At 35.6% G+C, this 22,404-nt stretch carries 16 protein-coding genes and 1 pseudogene; 12 read left to right on the top strand and 5 right to left on the bottom strand.

Annotation, left to right across the window (positions count from 1 at the left end; all coding sequences use genetic code 11):
* Positions 1-233: 233 nt before the first annotated feature.
* The 3 genes from fsa to PQO00_RS19925 form a co-directional block, all read right to left on the bottom strand.
* Complete coding sequence (fsa, locus tag PQO00_RS19935; RefSeq protein WP_274186614.1) at positions 234-890, bottom strand: fructose-6-phosphate aldolase; 657 nt, start codon at positions 888-890, stop codon at positions 234-236.
* Positions 891-946: 56 nt separating this feature from the next.
* Positions 947-2,998, bottom strand: a complete 2,052-nt coding sequence (locus PQO00_RS19930) for a transketolase (RefSeq protein WP_274186613.1) — start codon at positions 2,996-2,998, stop codon at positions 947-949.
* Between the two features lie 1,491 nt (positions 2,999-4,489).
* Positions 4,490-6,910, bottom strand: a complete 2,421-nt coding sequence (locus PQO00_RS19925; protein WP_274186612.1) for a bifunctional aminotransferase class I/II-fold pyridoxal phosphate-dependent enzyme/GNAT family N-acetyltransferase — start codon at positions 6,908-6,910, stop codon at positions 4,490-4,492.
* A 544-nt stretch (positions 6,911-7,454) separates the two neighbouring features.
* Here PQO00_RS19925 and PQO00_RS19920 point away from each other — a divergent pair.
* The 5 genes and pseudogenes from PQO00_RS19920 (at position 7,455) to PQO00_RS19900 (ending at position 13,158) form a co-directional block, all read left to right on the top strand.
* Positions 7,455-7,835, top strand: coding sequence for a hypothetical protein (locus tag PQO00_RS19920; RefSeq protein WP_274186611.1), 381 nt, complete (start codon positions 7,455-7,457; stop codon positions 7,833-7,835).
* Between the two features lie 103 nt (positions 7,836-7,938).
* Positions 7,939-8,319, top strand: coding sequence for a hypothetical protein (locus tag PQO00_RS19915; RefSeq protein ID WP_274186610.1), 381 nt, complete (start codon positions 7,939-7,941; stop codon positions 8,317-8,319).
* Positions 8,320-8,422: 103 nt separating this feature from the next.
* A complete protein-coding gene (locus PQO00_RS19910; protein ID WP_274186609.1) occupies positions 8,423-9,412 on the top strand; it encodes an AraC family transcriptional regulator in 990 nt (329 codons plus the stop codon).
* 121 nt (positions 9,413-9,533) lie between these two features.
* Positions 9,534-9,653 (top strand): annotated as a pseudogene (locus PQO00_RS19905) (transposase); the annotation flags it as partial.
* Positions 9,654-10,491: 838 nt separating this feature from the next.
* Positions 10,492-13,158 carry an outer membrane beta-barrel protein gene (locus tag PQO00_RS19900; protein WP_274186608.1) on the top strand — a complete coding sequence of 889 codons (2,667 nt, stop codon included), beginning with the start codon at positions 10,492-10,494 and terminating at the stop codon, positions 13,156-13,158.
* Positions 13,159-14,724: 1,566 nt separating this feature from the next.
* Here PQO00_RS19900 and PQO00_RS19895 read toward each other — a convergent pair.
* On the bottom strand, positions 14,725-15,039 hold the full coding sequence (locus tag PQO00_RS19895) for a GIY-YIG nuclease family protein (RefSeq protein WP_274186607.1): 315 nt from the start codon (positions 15,037-15,039) through the stop codon (positions 14,725-14,727).
* Between the two features lie 581 nt (positions 15,040-15,620).
* A complete protein-coding gene (locus PQO00_RS19890; protein ID WP_274186606.1) occupies positions 15,621-15,935 on the bottom strand; it encodes a GIY-YIG nuclease family protein in 315 nt (104 codons plus the stop codon).
* Positions 15,936-17,165: 1,230 nt separating this feature from the next.
* On the opposite strand from PQO00_RS19890, the gene PQO00_RS19885 reads away from it, so the two are divergent.
* The 7 genes from PQO00_RS19885 to PQO00_RS19855 all read left to right on the top strand — a co-directional run bounded on the left by PQO00_RS19885 (position 17,166) and on the right by PQO00_RS19855 (position 22,306).
* Positions 17,166-17,783, top strand: a complete 618-nt coding sequence (locus PQO00_RS19885; protein ID WP_274186605.1) for a hypothetical protein — start codon at positions 17,166-17,168, stop codon at positions 17,781-17,783.
* A 698-nt stretch (positions 17,784-18,481) separates the two neighbouring features.
* Positions 18,482-18,781 carry a DUF6520 family protein gene (locus PQO00_RS19880; protein WP_274186604.1) on the top strand — a complete coding sequence of 100 codons (300 nt, stop codon included), beginning with the start codon at positions 18,482-18,484 and terminating at the stop codon, positions 18,779-18,781.
* A 176-nt stretch (positions 18,782-18,957) separates the two neighbouring features.
* Positions 18,958-19,143, top strand: a complete 186-nt coding sequence (locus PQO00_RS19875; RefSeq protein ID WP_274186603.1) for a hypothetical protein — start codon at positions 18,958-18,960, stop codon at positions 19,141-19,143.
* Positions 19,144-19,199: 56 nt separating this feature from the next.
* A complete protein-coding gene (locus PQO00_RS19870) occupies positions 19,200-19,655 on the top strand; it encodes a MauE/DoxX family redox-associated membrane protein (RefSeq protein WP_274186602.1) in 456 nt (151 codons plus the stop codon).
* Entirely contained in the window at positions 19,652-20,812 is a 1,161-nt protein-coding gene (locus tag PQO00_RS19865) for a hypothetical protein (protein WP_274186601.1), read from the top strand. The genes PQO00_RS19870 and PQO00_RS19865 overlap by 4 nt, the downstream gene beginning before the upstream one ends.
* 74 nt (positions 20,813-20,886) lie before the next feature.
* On the top strand, positions 20,887-21,189 hold the full coding sequence (locus PQO00_RS19860) for a DUF6520 family protein (protein ID WP_274186600.1): 303 nt from the start codon (positions 20,887-20,889) through the stop codon (positions 21,187-21,189).
* Between the two features lie 475 nt (positions 21,190-21,664).
* The gene (locus PQO00_RS19855) at positions 21,665-22,306 is read left to right on the top strand and encodes a transposase (RefSeq protein ID WP_274186599.1); all 642 of its coding nucleotides are present in this window, start codon (positions 21,665-21,667) and stop codon (positions 22,304-22,306) included.
* Positions 22,307-22,404: the final 98 nt, after the last annotated feature.

Raw genomic sequence — 22,404 nt, 5'->3', positions numbered from 1 at the left:
CTGCCGGCAGGCAGGGAGCGAAGGATGAGCGACGAGACATCTCTTTATGATGAGATTCCCTGCCTTTACAGGCAGGCTCCTCGTTCCTCGTTCGGGACGACAAGGTTTCTTTTAATGACTGATTACCAGTTTATAATATATCGAACTCACGTTAATACTTAATACAAACTAAAGCAAAAGCGTCTCAAAAAAATTTGAGACGCTTTTTAATTCTTAAATAATTTAAAAGAAAACTACTGATTTCCTTTTTTATAGTCTTCTAAAAATTTAGCCAAACCTATATCTGTTAATGGGTGCTTAAGCAAGCCTTTAATGGACGATAATGGTCCTGTCATAACATCAGCCCCTAATTTAGCGCAATCTATTACGTGCATGGTATGACGTACAGATGCTGCTAAAATTTGGGTATCGAAAGCGTAGTTGTCATAAATTTGTCTAATCTCAGCTATTAAATTTAAGCCATCTGTAGAAATATCGTCTAACCTGCCAATAAACGGAGATACGTAAGTCGCCCCAGCTTTTGCTGCTAATAATGCTTGTCCCGCAGAAAAAACCAAAGTCACATTGGTTCTTATTCCTTTATCTGAAAAATATTTACACGCCTTAATCCCATCTGCTATTAATGGTAATTTCACAACTATTTGCGGGTGTAAAGCTGCTAATTTTTCCCCTTCTGATACCATACCTTCAAAATCGGTAGAGATCACTTCTGCACTGACATCACCATCAACTAAATCACAAATTTTTTGGTAATGTGCCAAAATATTTTCAGCTCCTGTAATACCTTCCTTTGCCATTAATGACGGGTTTGTAGTAACACCATCCAAAACGCCTAAAGCTTGAGCTTCTGCAATATCACCAAGATTGGCTGTATCTATAAAAAATTTCATTTGCTTGTATTTATTGTTTTATCTATTTAAATCTATTTCTCAAAAGGTTAATATGCTTAAATTTTAGCCATAGATGTTTCATTTAAATATGCCATTACATTCTGGCATACTTTTTCTCCCGTAAAACCGAACTTCTCGTCTAAAACCCCTGCTGGCGCCGAATAACCAAAATGATCGACTCCGAAAACCTTACCGTTTTCGCCTACAAGACCTTCTAAGTTCACTGGTAAACCTGCTGTTAGGCCATATAACGGCTTATCCTTTGGAATCACACTTTCCTGATAGTCTTTAGGTTGAAGCCTAAACACACCCTCTGAAATTATTGATGCAATGTTCACTTTAATATTTTCTCTTTCTTCAAGTAATTTTGCCGCTTCAATCAAGGTTGAAACTTCCGATCCGTTGGCAACTAAAACAACATCTGGGTTTTCAACTTCCTTCACTAAATACCCTCCTTTTTCTGCTGCTAAAGCTTCTTGATATCTTGATTCCCCTTGTGCCGGAACATCTTTAACACCTTGTCTTGATAGTATTAAACCTGATGGTGTATCATTGTTTTCCAGAGCCATTTTCCATGCTACGGTTGTTTCTGCTGAATCTGCTGGGCGTAATGCCAAGAAACTATTTTTACCGCTATGGTTTTTAAGTTTTTCCAACAGTCTTATTTGAGCTTCCTGTTCTATGGGTTGGTGTGTAGGGCCATCTTCTCCAACACGGAATGCATCATGTGTCCAAACATATTTTACACCTAATTCCTGAATACCGCTTAAACGAATTGCTGGTTTCATATAATCTGAAAACACAAAAAATGTTGCTACCACTGGAATAATACCGCCATGAAGTGCAATCCCGTTTGCAATACATGCCATGGTTAGCTCCGCAACACCTGCCTGTAAAAACGAACCGCTAAAATCTCCTTTTTGTAAGGCCTGTGTTTTCTTTAAAAACCCATCTGTTTTATCACTATTGGATAAATCTGCCGAAGACACGATCATGTTCTCAACATGCTCCGCCAAATATCCAAGTACATTAGAAGATGCTACTCTGGTAGCTAATCCGGCTTTATGCTGGATAGATTCAAAATCTAAATCTGGAAGTTCTCCCGATAAAAAGTGGTCTAATTTATCTGAAAGTGCTTTATTGTCCTGTCTCCAAGCTTCAATAACCGCTTTCTTTTCGGCCGCTTTTGCTGTTTTCTCTTTTATTAATGTGCCATAAAAAGCACTTACATCCTCATATTTCTCAAAAGGAGCATCAGGATTAGCGCCTAAATTCAATAAGGTTTTTGTGTAGTCTGCTCCCGTATTACCAATAGGCTGCCCATGTAATTCACAATGGCCTTCAAACATATTTCCATCTGCTGTTACACAGCCTTTACCCATAATAGTTTTACCTATTATTAAGGTGGGTTTTTCGATTTCGTTATTAGCATCTGTGAGTGCCTTTCTAATAGCATCGTGATCATGTCCATCTATAGTAACAACCTTCCATCCCCAAGCTTCATACTTCATGGCCGTATCTTCGGTGGTCACCTCATCTGTTGGTGTGGATAATTGAATATCGTTAGAATCGAAAAACATAATAAAATTGCTCAGCCCTAAATGGCCCGCAATTCTACCAGCGCCTTGAGAGATCTCTTCCTGAATACCTCCATCAGAAATAAAGCCATATATTTTATGGTTCATCCAGTCTCCAAACCTAGCTTGTAAAAACTTGGCAGCAATAGCAGCTCCCACTCCCATAGTATGCCCTTGCCCTAATGGGCCAGATGTGTTTTCTATACCCCTGGCAACATCAACTTCCGGGTGCCCAGGTGTAATAGATCCCCATTGCCTGAAGTTTTCTATATCATTTTTCTCATAATTACCTAACAGGTAATACTGTGCATACATTAAAGTAGATAAATGCCCAGCATCCATAAAAAATCGATCTCTAAACGGCCATGTCATATCTGATGGATCGTAATTGAAGAACTCAGAATATAAGATGTGCATAAAATCTCCGCCTCCCATAGGACCACCTGGATGTCCTGAATTCGCTTTTTCTACCATAGCAACAGCTAATGCTCTAATATTATCTGCCGCTCTCTGATCAATTGTTCTGTTCATTTTAAAATTATGATTTATGTTTAATTTTACTTAATAGATCTCCAAAAATTTAATTCGTATCTGGTCGCAAACAGACCAATCACTAAGTAAGGAAAATCTAGATTTTCATCTAAAAAATCCCTTTTTAAATTAGTGGAAAAATATATTTTGCAAATATATAACCTTTAACCTGTTAGGTATTATTAAAATCGAATAATTTAATAAGAACCATTAACATATTTGTTAAACGCATGCTTTCCCTTAAATAATACCAGTTCTGATTTAAATTTACCCATAAGAAAAGCAGTAGGTTTTTGACTTTGTTGATAAAGAAAATACATGCATAGCAGGGCTCAATGTTATTAAGTTAAAGTAATTTAATCCTTTTTTGTCACATTGATTACTTCGTCTGCGCTCACAGACTGTGTCGCAATTCAAAACACATGTTTGAGACTTCCTTATTTGAATTTCTTCTCTCCCCCCGAATGTTTTTCGTTAAAAAAAGCGAAAGTACTAATTGCAACACAGTCTGTCAACATAAACTAAAGTCGAAATGCTAATAAAAACTAGAACTCCAATAGGTCTTCGACTTTAGCCTGTCTTGAGCGGAGACGAAAGGCTCAGACTGACATTACGACCTTAACTTAATGACATTGAGTAGGGCTACGGCGTACCCACAAATACAAATAATCGCTCCATAGTTAATTAGTTTCTACTTTATACCAACGGCTTGCCCGATACGTGTTCCTCCCTTTTAAGCTTAATAGGGAGGTGGCTGTATGTGGTAACATACAGACGGAGGGTTTGTTTTTTTTAGTGTTCTTTTCTTGTTTAATTCGTCAAACGCCCCCTTTCTTTTCCTCCTGCCGTCGAAAAACTTATCCTCTCTTCGGGCGAACTACCGTATGCACACAAATATCAACAGCTAAAAATGAAATAAAAGAAATCAGACACGAATGACACAGATGATCACTAATAAACCTGAAAGAAGAGACTTATTAACTCTTAAACGGTTTCTCGTTAAATAAAAAAATTCTTGAAACAGACTATCCCTGCCTTTGCCAGTAGGCAGGCCCGAGGCAGAGCCTTCGGGGAATTATTTAGAATTAACGCTCTCTATTTACTGGTTTCAAGTCTGCACAGACTTGGTGAGATATGTTCTTGTTTAACTTTGCTTTGTGTTATTAAGGTATTGGATTCGTGTAAATCTGTGTCATTCGTGTCCTTTTTATAAATGAGTACACACGGTAGTTCGGCTGAAGAGGGGAAGCGGTTCAATTATAATGCCTTAATATATAATAACGCCTGTCTGTCGTGAAAACTATTGGCATGTCCCTTAAGAACTGTACACAAAATAAAGTTCCTTAAAAGATGTGGGTACACTGTAGCTGCCAGCTGGGAATACCATACGACATGATTTCCCAAATTTAACTTCTCAATCTTTTGGTTTTATAAATAATAGTTGAACTTCACACCTAAGTAAACGACCAACCATCTATCTACTCCTAAAAGCTAGTGATTTTCCATGACTCCCATTAACTCTATAGAAAAGTTATCTTTTGCCTGTATATAGGCCACTTTAGGAATAATGGTCGCCCCTACTTTTTTCTTTTCAAAGGATGCCGTCATACCAAAATCTATCTTTTTAAATCCAAGTTCCGTAGCGCGTTTAATGGTTTGATATAACAGTTGTCTATAAATTTGATGTTCATCGGTGTAATTGTAATCCATACCAATAAATGCAGGGGTATACGTCGCTCCCATATTTTTGTAACAAAACATAACGCCTACTGGAATATCAGATTCCCCTTCACTAAAGGCCTTTTTTAAATACAATGTTAAAAACTCCCAATTTGGGTGCTGGGACATCATTGTAAATAGCTTTTTCGGCAAGGGAAACATATTCAAAGCAAGATTATGCTTATTTACGTTACTATACAACTCATAAAATCGATCTATTTGCTTTTGGTTAGGGGCATCGTTCAACACCACCTTAAAACGATCTTCATAAGGTTTGATATCTTTTTTAAAGTGTTTTCTGGAACGTGTGGATAACGACTCTGGATATGCATCCATGGTCTCCCAATAAAGATCAAGTATTTGACACGAATCCGGCATTATGGTCTTAATGAACCCCTGTTGATGAAATAATTGATTAAGTTGATCATCGTTTTCAAAATCCCTCAACACCAACCAATTTGAGTTAAATTGTTGCTCCAGATCTTCAATTTTATCTATCATCTGTTTTACTGCTAATTTCCAATGTGGATGGGATTTATCCAAATACATATGCTGGCCTTCTGTAAATGGTGATCCCATGCCCAACACTTTGGAAGTAAGATAATAGGGCGTATTTTTTCGTGTTTCTTCTAATTTAATAGAAACAGAAATCGGAGCAAGCATATCATCTTTCCAAAGGGCATATGTGAAAAAAGTCGCTAGTATAGGCGTATTTTTTTCATCTTTAATGATGATATAGTGAAAGTCCCAGTTATTCTCAGGACGCTCATTTTCCGTAAAGACATTTTCAAGAAAAAGCAGACCATCCCAATCAAAGGCCCCTTGTTTCCCCATAAGTTTGTTCCATTCCTCTTTAGCGATATGTTGAATGGTCTTTTTATATATGACATGAAATTCCTCAACGATTTTCTTTTTTGGCACTTCGTTTAAAATGGGTAGTTTAAAAGCCATTCTTACTTTATCTGGAGTGGTATGGGTATCTTCTAAAGCTTTCGGGTAATGATAGACCATGGCCTCTACCAGATTTCTTATTTCTTCTGCCTGATTATGTCTGGAAATGGTGATTCTTACCCCAGTATTCTTTACAGGTACTGCTGGAAATATTCCTAAATTCACAAAAAACCCTTCTTTCATTAACCTATTTACAAAGTTATAGCCCGTAACGGGCATTCCTGTGCCTATATAGAATACGGGGGAATTGTTTTGTTCAATTAAAGGCAAATCTGTATTTGCCAATAATGTATTAAACAGGGTAATCCGCTCTAAGAGCTCATTTTGAAGCATATAAATCTCGGGAGAAAGATGAATATCGACAGAAGCGATTGCTGCAGCAACAGAAGCAGGTTCTAATTGGGCTGAAAAAGTTAAAGGGCCCCCAAAGGTTTTTATTTTATGGTACCTTTTCTTATCGGTACATACAGCAACTGCCCCACTAGCTCCAAAAGTTTTGCTTAACGTGCCAAATAACAATACATTATCGGGTAATTCGTCCAGTTTACTAAGTACATAACCTGTTCCGTGCTTTCCTGCCCAACTCATTCCGTGAACATCATCCAAATACAGATGTAATTGTGGATATTTATCACATAGTTGCATAAGTTCACCTATAGGAGCCACATCGCCGTACATAGAATAAACACCATCTGCCATATACCAGATCTTTTTATATTTAGAGGATAACTTCTTTATTTTATCTTCCAACATATCCAGATGACTGTGCCTAATCATTTCAATGGGCACACTACGGGTTTTAAGCACATTAGCTGCACTTTGCACGCTCCAGTGGACCTGATGGTCCAAAACAATGGCATCTCCATCGTTAACAACACTGGGAATGACTCCAAGATGCCCAAGTGTACTATTTTTTGTAATAATAACAGGCGCATCATATAATTGGGTAACCTTTTCTTCAAGCTTACGATATAACGGATTTGAGATATAGCTTTTAGAAAGAGGAAACTGTGTGCCATATTTATAAATGGCATCCATCGCAGCTTCTTTTAAGCGCTTGTCCTGTTCCAGACCTAAATAGCCTGTCGTTCCGAAGTGAAAAAGATCTTTTTGTTTTACTCTTATTTTTCTTCCTGTAAAACTATCGCCTTCTGCGTACAAGTGAAGTACGCCTTCTTTTTTTGCCGCTGTAAATACATCATTAACAGTGTCCAGAAAGTTATTGTGTTTAATTTTTGCCATTTTAAAGTTTGTTAGTAAGGTTGGTGTCGTTTTAATTGAGGGTCAGTGTCATCCATACCATTTGATTTATGAAAACATATAAAGCTATAAAAATTTACAACCCAACCTCATTATAATTCCTGGGATTCAATAAAAAATCCCTTACAGACAAGTTTTTATCCTTTTAAGACAAGTTTTATTTTAATAAAAAAATATATTACGATTTAACAACTTAAAAACAAAATACATAAACAACTGAAATACAAATAATTAAAACTTCAAAGAACCAATAAAACACCTGGAATATTGTAAATTAAAAAGTTAGACATAATTAGCACCAAAATTATTCCTAAAGGGTTAAAAAATACGGTTTTACCTCAGTTTACTTTAAATAATTGTGCATATATTTGTTTTATAATAACTTGTTTTGTTATAACTTGTCTCACTTTAACAGAAAGGCATTTCTCTCTTAAATAAATTAAATTAATACAAAATTAATCACAACACGTATATTTAAATTTAAGTTAAGTATGAAATTTCCGAACCTCCCAAATTTTAGAATAGTTTGAAAGACCAAATAGAAAACCAGTCCGCAAAGTTTTGGATTGAAAAAGATATCCTTTATTTTGTTTATAAAAAAGGGGTCTCTATAGACCTACCTTTAGCCATGAAAGTTGTCGAAGACCGACTTCTATTACAACAAGGTAAATCATTTTTAATCTTGTGTGATATGAGAGGTGTTAAGAGCATAGATAAAAGTGCCAGGGACTACTTGGCCATAGAAGGCTCTGCCTTAATCAAAGCTGTCGCTTTATTAGTCAATAACCCTTTGACCAATACCATATCTGGTTTTTATATTAAAACCAGCAATCCCGCTATCACAACTCAGATCTTTACCGAGGAGAAAGAAGCTTTAAAGTTTCTAAATAACCACAATAAGAAATAGTCATGACCCTGTAAAGCTTTTTACATATCCCTGTTTTTAAAAAAACAATGATTGGTTTTGCCAGCTTAATAAGTATATTTTTAACCCCTAAACTTAAAATAGTTTGACAGATTATATAGAAAACGGATACGCTAAGTATTGGATTGAAAAAGACATTCTTTTTATTGTTTACAAAAAAGGAATCTCTTTAGATCGATCTGCAGCCATAAAAGTTGTCGAAGATCGACTCGCTATACAACAAGGTAGAGCCTTTTTAATCTTTTGTGACGTAAGAGGTATTAAAAGTGCCAATAAAGATGCCAGAAGCTATTTTGCCGTAGAGGGGTCTGTCCTAATTAAAGCTGTTGCTTTTTTATCCAATAGCCCACTAGACAATACTTTATCGGACTTTTTTATTAAAATCAACAATCCCACGATCACACCAAAGCTTTTTAGTAAGAAGGAAGATGCTATAGAATTTTTAAATAACAGTTGTTACGTATAGCTGTTATGGCTTTTGTGCATCACTGCTTTTTAAATAATTTTTGATTTTTCCTGTTTAAAACAGTATAAACACCGTAAAACTAGATTAAATAAATATAGTATTCATGAGCGACGATGAAACTAATAAGGAAAGAATAAAACAGATCCACACCATGCTTATGGAATTTGCCAGTGGAAATTTTGCATACAATATTGAAAGATCCAACTTGGATGACGATATCGAAGCACTTATCGCACTGGTTAACATGACCTTTCAGGAAATAAAATCTTCTTTTATCCATCAAGGTTATGCAAACCTAAATGAAACTTACAAACACCTGGTACAAATGTTTTTTGTATTAGATATGGAAGATTCTATTATTGCTTTTAATTCCCGTATAAAGCAAATGTTATTTTTTGATGATAATGAATTACGTAAAAAAATATTTTCTACATTCCTAACCCAGGATTCAAAATTAGCCTGGGATGGTTTGAAATCCAAGTTAGCATCTACAAACCTAGATGCCCATGAGGAATATATCGTACTATCCTTTAAAACCAAACAACAATTAATTCTCACAACAAATTGTCTGGTAAGTAAATATGTTGAGCAGGATAATCAATCGGAAAGAATCGTAATTACGTCTATAGAAATTATTAAAAACAGTATAGAAAGAGACATTGAATTACAAAAAATGGTGAGTTCGAGAAAGGATAAAAACAAAGCAACTAAACATCTCCAGACCAGCACTAAAAGTAAACAGTTAAATCTAAGTTTTTCTGATATTAGAAAAATCCGAAAAGTACATGATCATATCATTAACAATTTAGATAAACCACTTGCTCCATTGATAGAATTAGCACATACCTTTGGGACCAATGAATACAAACTAAAGTATGGGTTCAAGCAATTATACGGACAAACTGTTTTTCGCTTTTTAATAAATGAACGATTGAGAAAAGCCAGTGTATTAATCCAACATACGGACACATCCATAAAAGAGGTCGCACACGTAACTGGCTTTATAAGTGCGCCTCATTTTTCGAAAGCTTTCAAGGAAAAATATGGTTTTACTCCAAGGGATTTAAGAAAACAATCTAATAGTAGGGATTAGGGATTAGGGAAAATATTATATGAAGTGGAAAAGCTTGGAGTATGAAGCTGGGAGTATGAAGCTTGAAGCAGGGAGTTGGAAGCTGGAGAGGCAACTGGGAAGATCTTACCGTTTTTATGAGTTCCCTTTAGAAATAAGGAAAATTATTTACTCCACAAACCTTATTGAAAATCTCAATGGAAAAATCAGGAAATACATCAAAAACAAGCTCTCTTTTCCAGCAGACGAGGCTGTAATGAAGTCCATCGGAAAAAATGGACATCGCCCCACAGAACTGGCGTTTGACAGTCCAGCAACTTTATATTAAATTTGGCGAACGGATACCGTTGTACCTGTTTCCCGCCCCCAAACTAAACACTGAAGACTGCCTACTGAACACCGAACACTGAAATTGAAATTGAAATTGAAGTTGAAGTTGAAGTTGAAACTAAATACTGCCTACTGAAGACTGCCTACTGAACACTGAACACTGAAATTGAAGTTGAAATTGAAGTTGAAGTTGAAACTAAATACTGCCTACTGAAGACTTCCAACTATCAACCATCAACCATCAGCTACCAACCAAACATAACATTCCATCCTTTTCAGACAAGTTTTAATCCATTTAAGTTAAGTTTTATCCTCGATATTTGTTCTTCAGTTGTTAGTTATCTTTTCAACTTCGGTTGCGCATGGTTCCCATTATTTAGGATTTTGGAGATTAAGCGTAACTGATTTTGAAAAGAATAAAGTTTCAAGTATTGGATAATACCAACTAACAACCAACACAATAACCATCTATATGTCAGACCAATACTATTGTTAAAATTTTAACTAGCGTATGGAAATAACATAATGACGTAACGTTGAATAATAATAGTTGGGTGTCATTCAGAAGCCTGCCTATCGGCAGACAGGGAGGTACGACTGAAGAATCTTAGCTGCACTCTGAATGACAAATAACTATAAAATGCTTACCAATCAAAATCAGGTTATTATAAAAAGAGAACTCTTGTTATTTTAAATGTGAGAACGGCGTGTTATACAGATTCTGTAATGGGTCCCCACCATAAAACAATTAACATCTAAAATTTAAACGTGTGAAAAATTGTTTTTTCGTGTTTGCAATGCTCTGCCTCACCGTATCTTACGCACAAACGAAGCCGTTTAAAATTTCCGGGGTATTAATAACCGAAACCGATAAAATCCCTTTAGAAGCGGCAACGGCACACTTAGAACGTATTAAAGATAGCGCATTGGTTACTTATACCATTTCAGATAAAAATGGCCAGTTCAATTTAGAGGGCAAAACGGCAGAAAGGCGTTTAAACCTTTATATCTCTTATGTTGGTTATCAAACCCACTACCAAACTATTAATTTAGATCAGGAATCCATTAATTTGAACACCATAAACCTAAAAACAGATCTTAATGCCCTGGAGGAAATCCTTATAAAATTCACTCCTCCCGTTACCATAAAAAAAGACACTTTAAAGTTCAATGCATCATCTTTTAAAACTAAAAAAAATGCAAATGTTGAAGATTTATTAAAGCAATTGCCTGGGGTTGATGTTAATGACGCCGGGAAAATAACCATAAACGGGAAAGAAGTAGATAACGTTTTAGTCAATGGGAAACCCTTTTTCAGTAATGACCCCACTATAACGACCAGACATTTAAGTAAAGAAATTATTGACAACATACAAATTACAGATACAAAAACCAAGTCTGAAGCTTTTGCCGGAGACGAGGGCGCCAAAGAAAAAAAAACGGTCAATCTTGTTATAAAAGAGGAAAATAACAATGGTGTTTTTGGACAAGTTGCAGCTGGTGCAGGAACTCATGAGCGTTACGAGCTTGCCGGTATGCTCAATCTTTTTGATAACGATAGGCGCCTTAGTGTACTTGCAGGAGGAAACAATATAAATTCGCCAGGGTTTAGTTTTGGAGGCGGTCCTACCAGTGACGGACAAGGTATCACCGTATCTCAAAACTATGGTGCCAATTATATCGATAAATTAAGAAAAAAGGATGATATCGCTGCTCATTATTTTTTCTCCAATAGCCGTTCAGAGAACGAGAACACCATACAGCAAGAAAACATTCTCCCAGATTCAAGATACACTACCAATTCCAATACAAAATCATATAGCGACGGTGATAATCATAGCACCCGTTTAGGGTTTAATATCAAAGTCGATTCCACTCTTTTAATCAATATAAACCCATCGTTCAACTTCATTAAAAATAAAACAGAAACCTCGGGAAGCCAAACGTCCAGAAACGAAGCAAGCACCTTAACAAATCAATCCAGCTCGTCTTTGTTTTCAGAAACCAGCAATAAAAACTTTAATAACCGGTTGGATGTCACAAAACGATTTGGTAAAAACGGGGCGTATTTTAGATTTAACATTTCAAATAAGCATGAAACCTCAAAAAGTAAGGCTTATTTAAATTCCGAAACGGCCATTTTTGGAACCAACCCAGAAACTATTAACCGAAACCTATTTACGGACGGCGATCAAAAATCCAAAGAGCTCCGCACCTATGCTTCTTTCAGATGGCCGTTAATGGCAAAAGCATTGTTTTTGGATTTTAAATTTAATTATATGCGTGATACACAAGAAAATACAAAAAGCACTTATAATTTCAATCCAGACACACAGGATTTCACTTTATTTGACGAGGACCTAAGTACCGATTTTGAATATATAAACACAAGAAGCACGCCCGCTTTAAGGCTTACTTATAAAAAAGAAAAATGGTCTGTTAGTTCGGAAACCGGCTATGTATTTAGAACTTTAGAAAACAATGATTTTTTAAGGCCCCTGTTAAGTTTAAAACGTGATTTTAAAACCCTGGAACTGCGGTCGAATTTTCATTATCAGTTTAACCCAAAATCATATGTATCTGCCAGTTATGGTATAAATAACATCCCGCCACAGTTATCACAGTTAAACCCTTTTCAAGATGTTTCCGATCCCTTGAATACAATCACTGGAAATCCTAATTTAAAACCGACAAATAACCATAGTCTTTATTTTGGATATAGCACGTTCCATTTTCAAAAACGCCGTGGTTTTTTTAGCCATATCTCTGCTAATTTAAGCAGCAACCAAGTGGTTACCAAAACAACTATTGATGACAATTTTGTGCGAAACACCAGTTATGCGAACGTCAATGGGGGGTATCGCTTAAATGCTAGCAGTAGCTATAATAAGACGATAAAGGTAGACTCCTTAAAAACACTTAAATATAGTGTGGGCCTGTCTGCAAGCACAAACAGAGCTGTTAACTTTAACAATGCCGTGCAATATGTTTCGAACAATACGGCCTTAACGCCTCACGTAGGCATCACATTCGACTGGGATGCTATCATGCGGATTACACCTAATTATAGGCTGTCATTTAACAAAACCACATTCGATCTGGACAATTTTAAAGATCAGGAATTTATCAATCATTCAGTGGGATTGCAAATAACCACATTTGTTCCTAAAAGGCTCGAATGGCGACATGTCATCAGCTTTAATTATAATCCAAATGTGGCAGAAGGCTTTCAAAAAAGTGCCTGGTTTTGGAACACGATCTTGGCCTATTCCATGTTTAAAGACCAGGGAACTTTATCCTTAAAGGTTTACGATCTATTAAATCAAAATACAGATGCCAGACGTATTGCTACTCAAAATTATATCCGGGATTCCCAAAGTAAGATTCTTAAACAATACTTTATGCTAAGTTTTAGTTGGAAGTTTAATGATTTTTAGCGAGCATACCATTTCTATCATAAGTTTTCGAGAGGCAAAATAGTGCTCCAAAATATAAATGGGGGGGCCTCCATTTTCAAAACTACATGTGCGTACATCTTTAAAAAAGACACGAATGGCACTAATTCACACGAATCTAATATTTTACGGCATAGATTTGAACTCAGCATGAACATGAGTCCCTAGCCTATATAGACTTGAAATCTGTCAATAGACAGAAGAATTGGTGAAAATTAGTGTCATTCGTGTCTAATCTTTTTATTATGCAATATTTGTATACACGGTAGTTTTTGAAAAGTGAGGAACAAGTCCGATTTGTATTTTCGGGTACTGTTTTTAATTTTATCCCATATGTTGATCAAAATTTAAAATAATAATAATAATAATAATAATAATAATAATAATAATAGCGCACTAAATCCTGAATCAGTCTCAAGGTGTCATACTGTTGTAGGTATTGATTTTCAAATGAATAATACGGGTAAATCCTTTTCAGGTAAGTTTTAATCCATTTAGGCTAAACTATATCCTCGATATTTGTAATGGTTAGTAATTTTTATCTTTTTGACTTCGGTTGCGCTCAATCACCATTTAATTGGAGTTCTACTGATTGTGCGTAGCCGAAACAAAAGATCATCTTTTTTGTCCCATATAACAACCAAACCTGTAAAGGTATCCCTTTCAGATAAGTTTTAATCCTTTAAAATTAAATCTTATCAGCGATATTTGTTGTGGTTAGTAATTTTTGTCTTTTTGACTTCGGTTGCGCCCAATCCACTCCCAAATCCTATTGGAACCCTACAGGTTGAGCGTAGCCGAAACAAAAAACCATGCTAAATCTTACTATTTCTTTAAAATCAAAACTCAAAAAACCTTGTTCTTTAACATGACTGTTATTCCTAGGGTATTCAACACAAAATCAGGCTTGTGAGACATCCCTTTTAGATAAGTTTTAATCCTTTAAAGTTAAATCTTATCAGCGATCTTTGCTTAGCCTGATATCTAATTTCGGTTGCGCCCGATCAACTTTTTTATAGGGATTCTGGGGATTGAGCGTAGCTGAAATTAATCTTATAACCTTAAAAAGGTATGAATTTATATTTATATTACCTAATAAAACGAACAAAATATTTGTATTTTCTTACATCGGTTCGCCTTGTTCTTAAACGGTCCCAATAAAGATAAAATTCTACGTTCCCAGTTATTTATATCGAGTTAAATTCATTATTCTTCATTAGTTATCACAATATTAAATGACGTAGCGTCAGTAAAACTATAAAGACAATTTAAAGTCACCCTGTCTTGCTGAGCTTGTCGAAGCACGAATCAGTACACAGCTAGGCAAACAACGCAATGTCAGTCCGAGCCTGTCGAGGACTATTCTCGCTTATCAGGATGTCCATTTTCAGCATAATTTTTAGAGAACTTAAAAAAAAATCTTAAAACCAATTACCCAGTAAAACTATAAAGACAATTTAAAGTCACCCTGTCTTGCTGAGCTTGTCGAAGCACAAATCAGTACACAGCTAGGCAAACAACGCAATGTCAGTCCGAGCCTGTCGAGGACTATTCTCGCTTATCAGGATGTCCATTTTCAGCATAATTTTTAGAGAACTTAATTAAATCATCCCAATTCTCATCAATTAGTGCTTTTTTCTTTCGTTGGGACCATCCTTTAATCTGTTTTTCAATTTTAATAGCTTCTGATGGATTAGTACATTGCAAATACCATTTGAGTTCGATTGGTCGTCTTGAATAAGTATAGCTATCTTTTCTATAACCAGCCCCATGTTGGTTAATTCTTCTTTCCAAATTGTTGGTCATTCCTGTGTAATAGGTTTTGTCTGAACAAAGTAATATATATACGTAATAAAATTTCATTTTAACTTCAATTTGTGCTTCGACCCTTCGACCCTTCGACAAGCTCAGGGTGACATGGGAACTTCTTTTTGTCTCAATGGTTTCAACTGGCTACCATCGGTCTATTTTTAAATCATTTTTTTTTGAGTAAGTTACAAATATATCGTTCCATGATCTAATTAATGTTCCACACAGGTCTCGACATAACTCCAAAGTTCCATTTTATGTTTCAAGTCATTTATATCGAGTTAAATTCATTATTCTTCATTAGTCATCACCATATTAAATTAAATAACGTAGCGTCAGTAAAACCATAAAGACAATTTAAAGTCACCCTGTCTTGCTGAGCTTGTCGAAGCACAAATCAATGCACAGCTAGGCAAACAACGCAATGTCAGTCCGAGCTTGTCGAGGACTATTCTCGCTTATCAGGATTTCACTCTAAAGGAATATGCTTTGACCCTTCGACAAGCTCAGGGTGACATGGAACTTCTTTTTGTCTTTTTTGTACCTCAGGGTATTTACATCAAATTAAATTCACTTTTTCCTTTTAGTTATACTCACAATTGAATAATGCAATGTCAGTCCGAGCTTGTCGAGGACTATTCTCGCTTATCAGGATGCCCGTTTTCAGCATAATTTTTAGAGAACTTAATTAAATCATCCCAATTCTCATCAATCAGCGCTTCTTTCTTTCGTTGAGACCATCCTTTTATTTGTTTTTCAATTTTAATAGCTTCTGATGGATTAGTACATTGCAAATACCATTTGAGTTCGATTGGTCGTCTTGAATAAGTATAGCTATCTTTTCTATAACCAGCCACATGTTGGTTCATTCTTCTTTCTAAATTGTTGGTCATTCCTGTGTAGTAGGTTTTGTCTGAACAAAGTAATATATATACGTAATAAAATGTCATTTTAACTTCAATTTGTACTTCGGCCCTTCGACCCTTCGACAAGCTCAGGGCCAGCTAAGCTCAGGGTGACATGGGAACTTCTTTTTGTCTCAATGGTTTCAACTAGCTACCATCAGTTTATTTTTAAATCATTTTTTTTGAGTAAATTACAAATATATCATTCCATGACCTAATTAATGCTCCATACAGCTCTCTACATGACAACGAGATTCTATTTTATGTTCCCAGTCATTTATTCATTATTCTTCATTTAGTCATCACCATATTAAATTAAATAACGTAGCGTCAGTAAAACTATAAAGACAATTTAAAGTCACCCTGTCTTGCTGATCTTGTCGAAGCACGAATCAATATACAGCTAGACAAACAACGCAATGTCAGTCCGAGCTTGTCGAGGACTATTCTCGCTTATCAGGATGTCCATTTTCAGCATAATTTTTAGAGAACTTAAAAAAAAATCTTAAAACCAATTACCCAGTAAAACCATAAAGACAATTTAAAGTCACCCTGTCTTGCTGAGCCTGTCGAAGCACGAATCAGTACACAGCTAGGCAAACAACGCAATGTCAGTCCGAGCCTGTCGAGGACTATTCTCGCTTATCGGGATGTCCATTTTCAGCATAATTTTTAGAGAACTTAAAAAAAAAATCTTAAAACCAATTACCCAGTAAAACTATAAAGACAATTTAAAGTCACCCTGTCTTGCTGAGCTTGTCGAAGCACAAATCAGTACGCAGCTTCGGGATAGCTTTCTTGAGATACTGAAACAAGTTCAGTATTAATTCAACTTACAATTTTGAGTGCTCCCGATGTAAAATCGGGAGCACTCAAAATGGGGTTTCATTAAATTAATCCCTCTCAGGCAATTTTATTTCCCTAAGAGTTAATTACCATCATTTACATTTGCAGCAGATTTTAACCCTACTTTAATTTATGCATTAAAAAACCCCTCAAGCTGGGTAGTACTGATTCGTAGTTGTCCTAAATTTACTTTTCAAATTCGGCTACCCAGTTTTTAATGTGTTAATTACTAATAAATTACCTGATATTTCGCTAGATACTGAAACTAGTTCAGCATTAATTCAACCTACGACTTTTAGTGCTCCCGATTTTACATCGGGATTCTCAAAATCGGGTTTCATTAATCCCTCTCAGACAAGTTATATTCCTTATCAATTAAATTTTATTTCTGATTTTTGTAAGAGATTCCCCAATCAATCAAAAAAACGAATGATACAACGCGTATTTACACATAAAAAAACCCACCAAAAGCTCATCGCATTTGATGACAGAGAATTCGAAATGAAAAACCCTATTAAACAATATGGGCATGCTATTATTGTAAAGCAAATGATTTTAAATGGGGTTTCCAAAGCCGAAATGACTGGCAAAAAGCCCTTTACAGCCTCTAGCAATGATATATTTATAAATGCCCATATGCATTGGTTAAAACTAAAAAGTGACTTTCAAAAAATAAAGATCCCAGAAAATTTAATGCAACTTTTAAAAAACGGTGAAAAAACAGATCAAGATACATCTCCAAAGATGTTCCTGCTTCCTCTGGAAATTTTAACGGCTTTTATTTTTAAGGCTTATCATGAGTTTGGCTACACATTAAGCCAATATACCTCAATGGACGCTAAAAATGGTTCGAAATCGATAACCAAAATTATCGATCGTGGTGCCCACTGGCACTGCTTTGCAACCACCTCTAATCATCTAAAAGAAGCCATCGTACAGTTTCATTACCTATCCAGTGCTTGTGGTATGGATAGAACGGCACTTGTTAAACAAATAAAATCAGGTGAATCCTTGTCCAAATTAGACAACCTAACGCTTACTTTATAATAATTTATAAGTAGGGGTTATAAGGTTTACCGTAACAGTCCCCAAAATGGCCAGAACCATATCTTTTCTTAATTTTTTTAGACTTTGTAAAAAATAAGTGCGTTCTGGCTTTTTTATTTTTAAACGCACTTGGTATTGAAGAATAAAGACCGCTTTGCTGTTAGAGTCAAGAATAAAGACTTGGTTATTGTTAGCTTGAGGCATTGTAACTCACGATTCGTAAAAGTAGTTCTAAAAAAATTCAGAAATCGTTTTCTTTATATTAGAATGAACCAAAAAAGTATTATGCTAAATATGTAATATCTCGATCGTTCCTCATTTTGGCATGACACTAAAAGAAGAGTATTCTCTATTGATATTTAAGAACGATTTGTCATTTCGAAAGCAATGAGAAATCCCATAATAATAGCGCAAATCAATAGAATGTGATATCTCAATCGTACCTCATTTCGATATGACAAAAGCGATATACAAACAAAAGATTCTAATGAAAAGCATAAATCCGAGATACCGCCTAGGGCTGGATTAGTTCAACTTGCAATTTTGAGTGCTCCCGATTTTACATCGGGATTCTCAAAATTGAATCTTCCCACCACGCCACCAGCGTGCACTAAATAAATCCCTATAAGGCAACTGTTTATCCTTTAAAAATAAATTCTTTTACACACCTTTATAAGCTTGATAGAAAAATTAAACAAATGAAAACAATATTTTTTAAAATTGCCTTACCAGCTTTTGCATTCATGTTTGCAATAATGGCGTCTCTTGCTTTTACTTCTGTTGAAAACGACATAGCAGAAGATTGTCCAATTACCAAAGCGTGGATTCATCACGGTCCTGACGAGATGTGTATACTGGTAGACCCCGTTAATTGTGATACTGTCAATCAAGACCTTGGGCTTTGTACTGTGACCATACTTAAAAAAACTGAGCAATTATATGGTAAAGACTATAATGCCTCTTGTGCCAATATCATCTTGTATAAGTGTGTGCCTTAATATTGTTTTGTAATATCCAAAGCATACATTTTTGAGGAGGGTTTGTCATTTCGAATGCAATGAGAAATCCCATCATACAAAAGCACCAAAATTGTGTGACGTCTTAATCTTGCCATATTTTGATATGACACTTAAATAAGTAAAAACTAAGATTTATCATTTTAACAAAGTAAAATATGATTCTTAAAAAATCATCTATTAACTATAAAAGGCATATAGAGATCCCGCCTGAGGCGGGATTACTTCGACTTACAATTTTGAGTGCTCCCGATTTTACATCGGGATTCTCAAAATTGAGTCTTCCTGCCACGCCATCGGCGTGGACTAACAAATCCCTCCTAGACAAGTATTTATCCATTTAAAATAAATTTTATCTCGCATCTTTGTATTGTTAATAAATAACTCATTATTAGTGATTATGAAAATTCACAGTAAGTATAAAAATGCCCTTCTAGAATTTATCTGTTTCCTCTATATCCTCTTATTTGTATATGCGGCTTTGAGCAAGTTTCGTGTCTTTGACGAATTTAAGATCCAGATAGGTCAAGCTGCTATGTTAACGCCCTTTGCAAGTATTGTGGCTTGGATGATCCCATCTCTCGAAATCCTGATCGCATTACTATTAATGATTCCCAGATTTAAGCTCTTGGGACTATTTGCTGCCTTTAACCTCATGGTGATGTTCACCGCCTATATCTTTATTATTTTAAATTTTAGTAATGATGTTCCCTGTTCCTGCGGCGGCGTTATCGAAAAACTGGGCTGGACAGAGCACTTGATCTTTAATATTGCTTTTGTGATTCTGGCTGCTATTGGTATCATTATTATAAACGGACACAAAAATCATACAAACCCTAAATTCGCTGCTTTATGAGTACAAAAAAGCTTTATGTATCCCTTTTAGCCTGCATCATTGGTAGTATAGGGTTCATCTCATTACTGTTTGCCTTTACACATAAAGAGTTAGAACGAGACATGAGCTTTAGACGGGGCTTTCTTTATGATACGCCAAAGAAAACCCATGAACTAGACCTTGAATACAATGGCTATTATATTGCTGGAGCAGCCAAAGGACAGATCTATCTGGGCAACACACAGTCGCCTTTATATCTTACTGTCGTGGACACAGCTCTTCAAAACAAACAGCAAATCCATTTTACAATAGATCGGGATAGCCTCCCTTTTCGTTCTCCAAAGGTTCGGGTGATACCACCTCATTTCTTTTTGATGGACGGTACGGTTCCCTATATTCTTAGAGGGTGTACCAATGATTGGAAAGCCTATTCTGTAATGGAAGATCCGCCTTATTTCAATAGTGTTCAAGTCATGGACTCGGTTACCTTGGCTATTCGAACTGTAAGTAATAAAACCAATGAATTTGCTTTGGGGACAGTTAGTATTGCGGACTCGACCAAAACAACTCTTTCTTATGAGCTTTTACAAAAACAGGTGGATGGTATTTTTGATGTTGACGGGACGCTCCAGTACAATGAGCAACGTAAGCAATTGGTGTATACTTACCGCTACCGCAACCAATATATTGTGGCTAATGACAGCTTGCAGTTACAACTTCTGGGGAAGACCATCGATACCATCAGCCAGGCTCAAATAAAAGTGGGAACTATTGTTTCTAAAAAGCAAAAAAAAATGGCCGCTCCTGCTCTTATGGTGAACAGATACTGTGCCTCTTCTGGAAACTACCTGTTTGTAAACTCCAATCTACTGGGAAACAAAGAACCTTTGGTATTATGGCAAAAATCGGCGGTTATTGATGTATATGACATGGTGGAAAACCGTTATGAATTTAGTTTCTATGTCGAGGACATTGGGAAACATAAACTAAAAACATTTCATGTCCTCCATGATACTTTTATAGGGCTTATTGGCAATCATATCGTTACCTATCAACTAGGCGATCGTTTTAAGAAAAGACAGCCTCTTGTTATGACGGCGCAAAATTCAAATACCAAAATCCAAGACAAAAAACTAAATTCCAATATTCAAAAAAAACAATTACTGGAATACCAGTAAAAAATACTGCAGTCAGGGCTAAGACCGAAAACCTGTAAAATAGAGTAGGTCGTTAATTTTTAAATATCTATATTATGAAAACAAATTTTTTTAAAATCGTTTTACCAGCTTTTGCTTTGATGTTAGCTATCACAGCTTCGCTTGCTTTTACTCCTGCCGAAAATAGTGCAGAGGATCCTAATGAAACAATCGTAGATTACATAAGTAATGTGACTACAAATTGTGTTGATGCAGATCTTTCAATTGGTTATTGTAATATTGAGCAATTTGAAGATTGGATTCCTTGTACTGTTAATTTAGGAGGAGCTGAAGGTGTTGTACAGTTGCGTAAAGATCAAACATCTTGTGTCACTCTCTTGTTTATGGAGGATCTATAAATAGTTTCGCAAAAACAATGTAATTAAGGCACCTTTTTTGGTGCCTTTTTTATTAAAAAATCCATGTTTCACAAGCTAATACAGCTGAGTAAAACAAAAATTCTATTACCTAAAGTAAATTCAGTAACGCTCCAATTTCAATGTTTTTAAGAGTCTCTTTTCAATATCATAATCATAAATAAAAATCTAAAGGAGAACAAATCTAAAGAAATTCTCTTCGATTAAAAATGGACCCATTGATTACAACCGGACTATAATAACGGTTGCCCGTACTCTATCTCAAAACGTCGCCTCTAGGTGGCTAATTCAAAAACAACTGGTATTTTAAAAAAAGATTTAAAGGTATTACTAATTAGTCGCTCCTTAAAAACAATTTAACGAAAGGATTTATAATGATTTACCCCTAAAAAAGTTGAATATAGAAGGGTAAAAATTGCAAGGAAACCCTTATTTTGCATTTAAAACCTTGCAATAAATGATAGGAAAATCCTCAAATCAAAACCAAGGCGATTTGTTTCGACCATTGTTAAAAGACTTTATCGACTTAAGCCATGAGCTGGTTCTTTTAGCAGACAAAATAGATTGGACTTACTTTGAACAAGAATTCTCAAAGTATTATTCTCACACAGGTAAACCCTCAATGCCAATTCGTTTAATGATAGGAAGTTTAATGCTAAAGCGTCTTTATAATTTAGGAGATGAGACGCTTTGTGAGGCTTGGGTTCGAGATCCTTATATGCAATACTTTTGTGGTATGTCCCATTTTGAACATAATTTTCCCTGTGATCCTAGCGATTTTGTTCATTTTAGAAAACGTATAGGCAAAGCAGGAGTAGAAAAAATATTCAGTTATTCGGTTTTACTTCATGGAAAAGCAGCCAGAGAAAAACAAACCTTATCGGACACCACAGTAGCAGAAAACAATACCAGCTTTCCTACAGATGCAAAATTGGCAAAGAAAATCATTGATAAATGTAACACCATAGCAGAAAAAGAAGGTCTAAACCAACGTCAAACTTATGTTAGGGTATCCAAGCAGTTGCTTAGAGATACATATAACCGTAAACATGTAAAACGCAAGAAGAAAGGTAAGCCTTCGGGCTTGAGCATATTGTAAGTTCACAAAAGAGTATTTAGTTTTGGAGAACCACTAAAAACAGAACTAGATGAGCACCCTTACCCATGATGCCCCAAAAACTAAAGACCAGCCCAACA

It is taken from the genome of Flavivirga sp. 57AJ16 (genome assembly GCF_028736925.1).
Taxonomy (GTDB): Bacteria; Bacteroidota; Bacteroidia; order Flavobacteriales; family Flavobacteriaceae; genus Flavivirga.
Note: the sequence above shows the minus strand (reverse complement) of the source record. Positions and strands in the feature narration are given on the sequence as shown.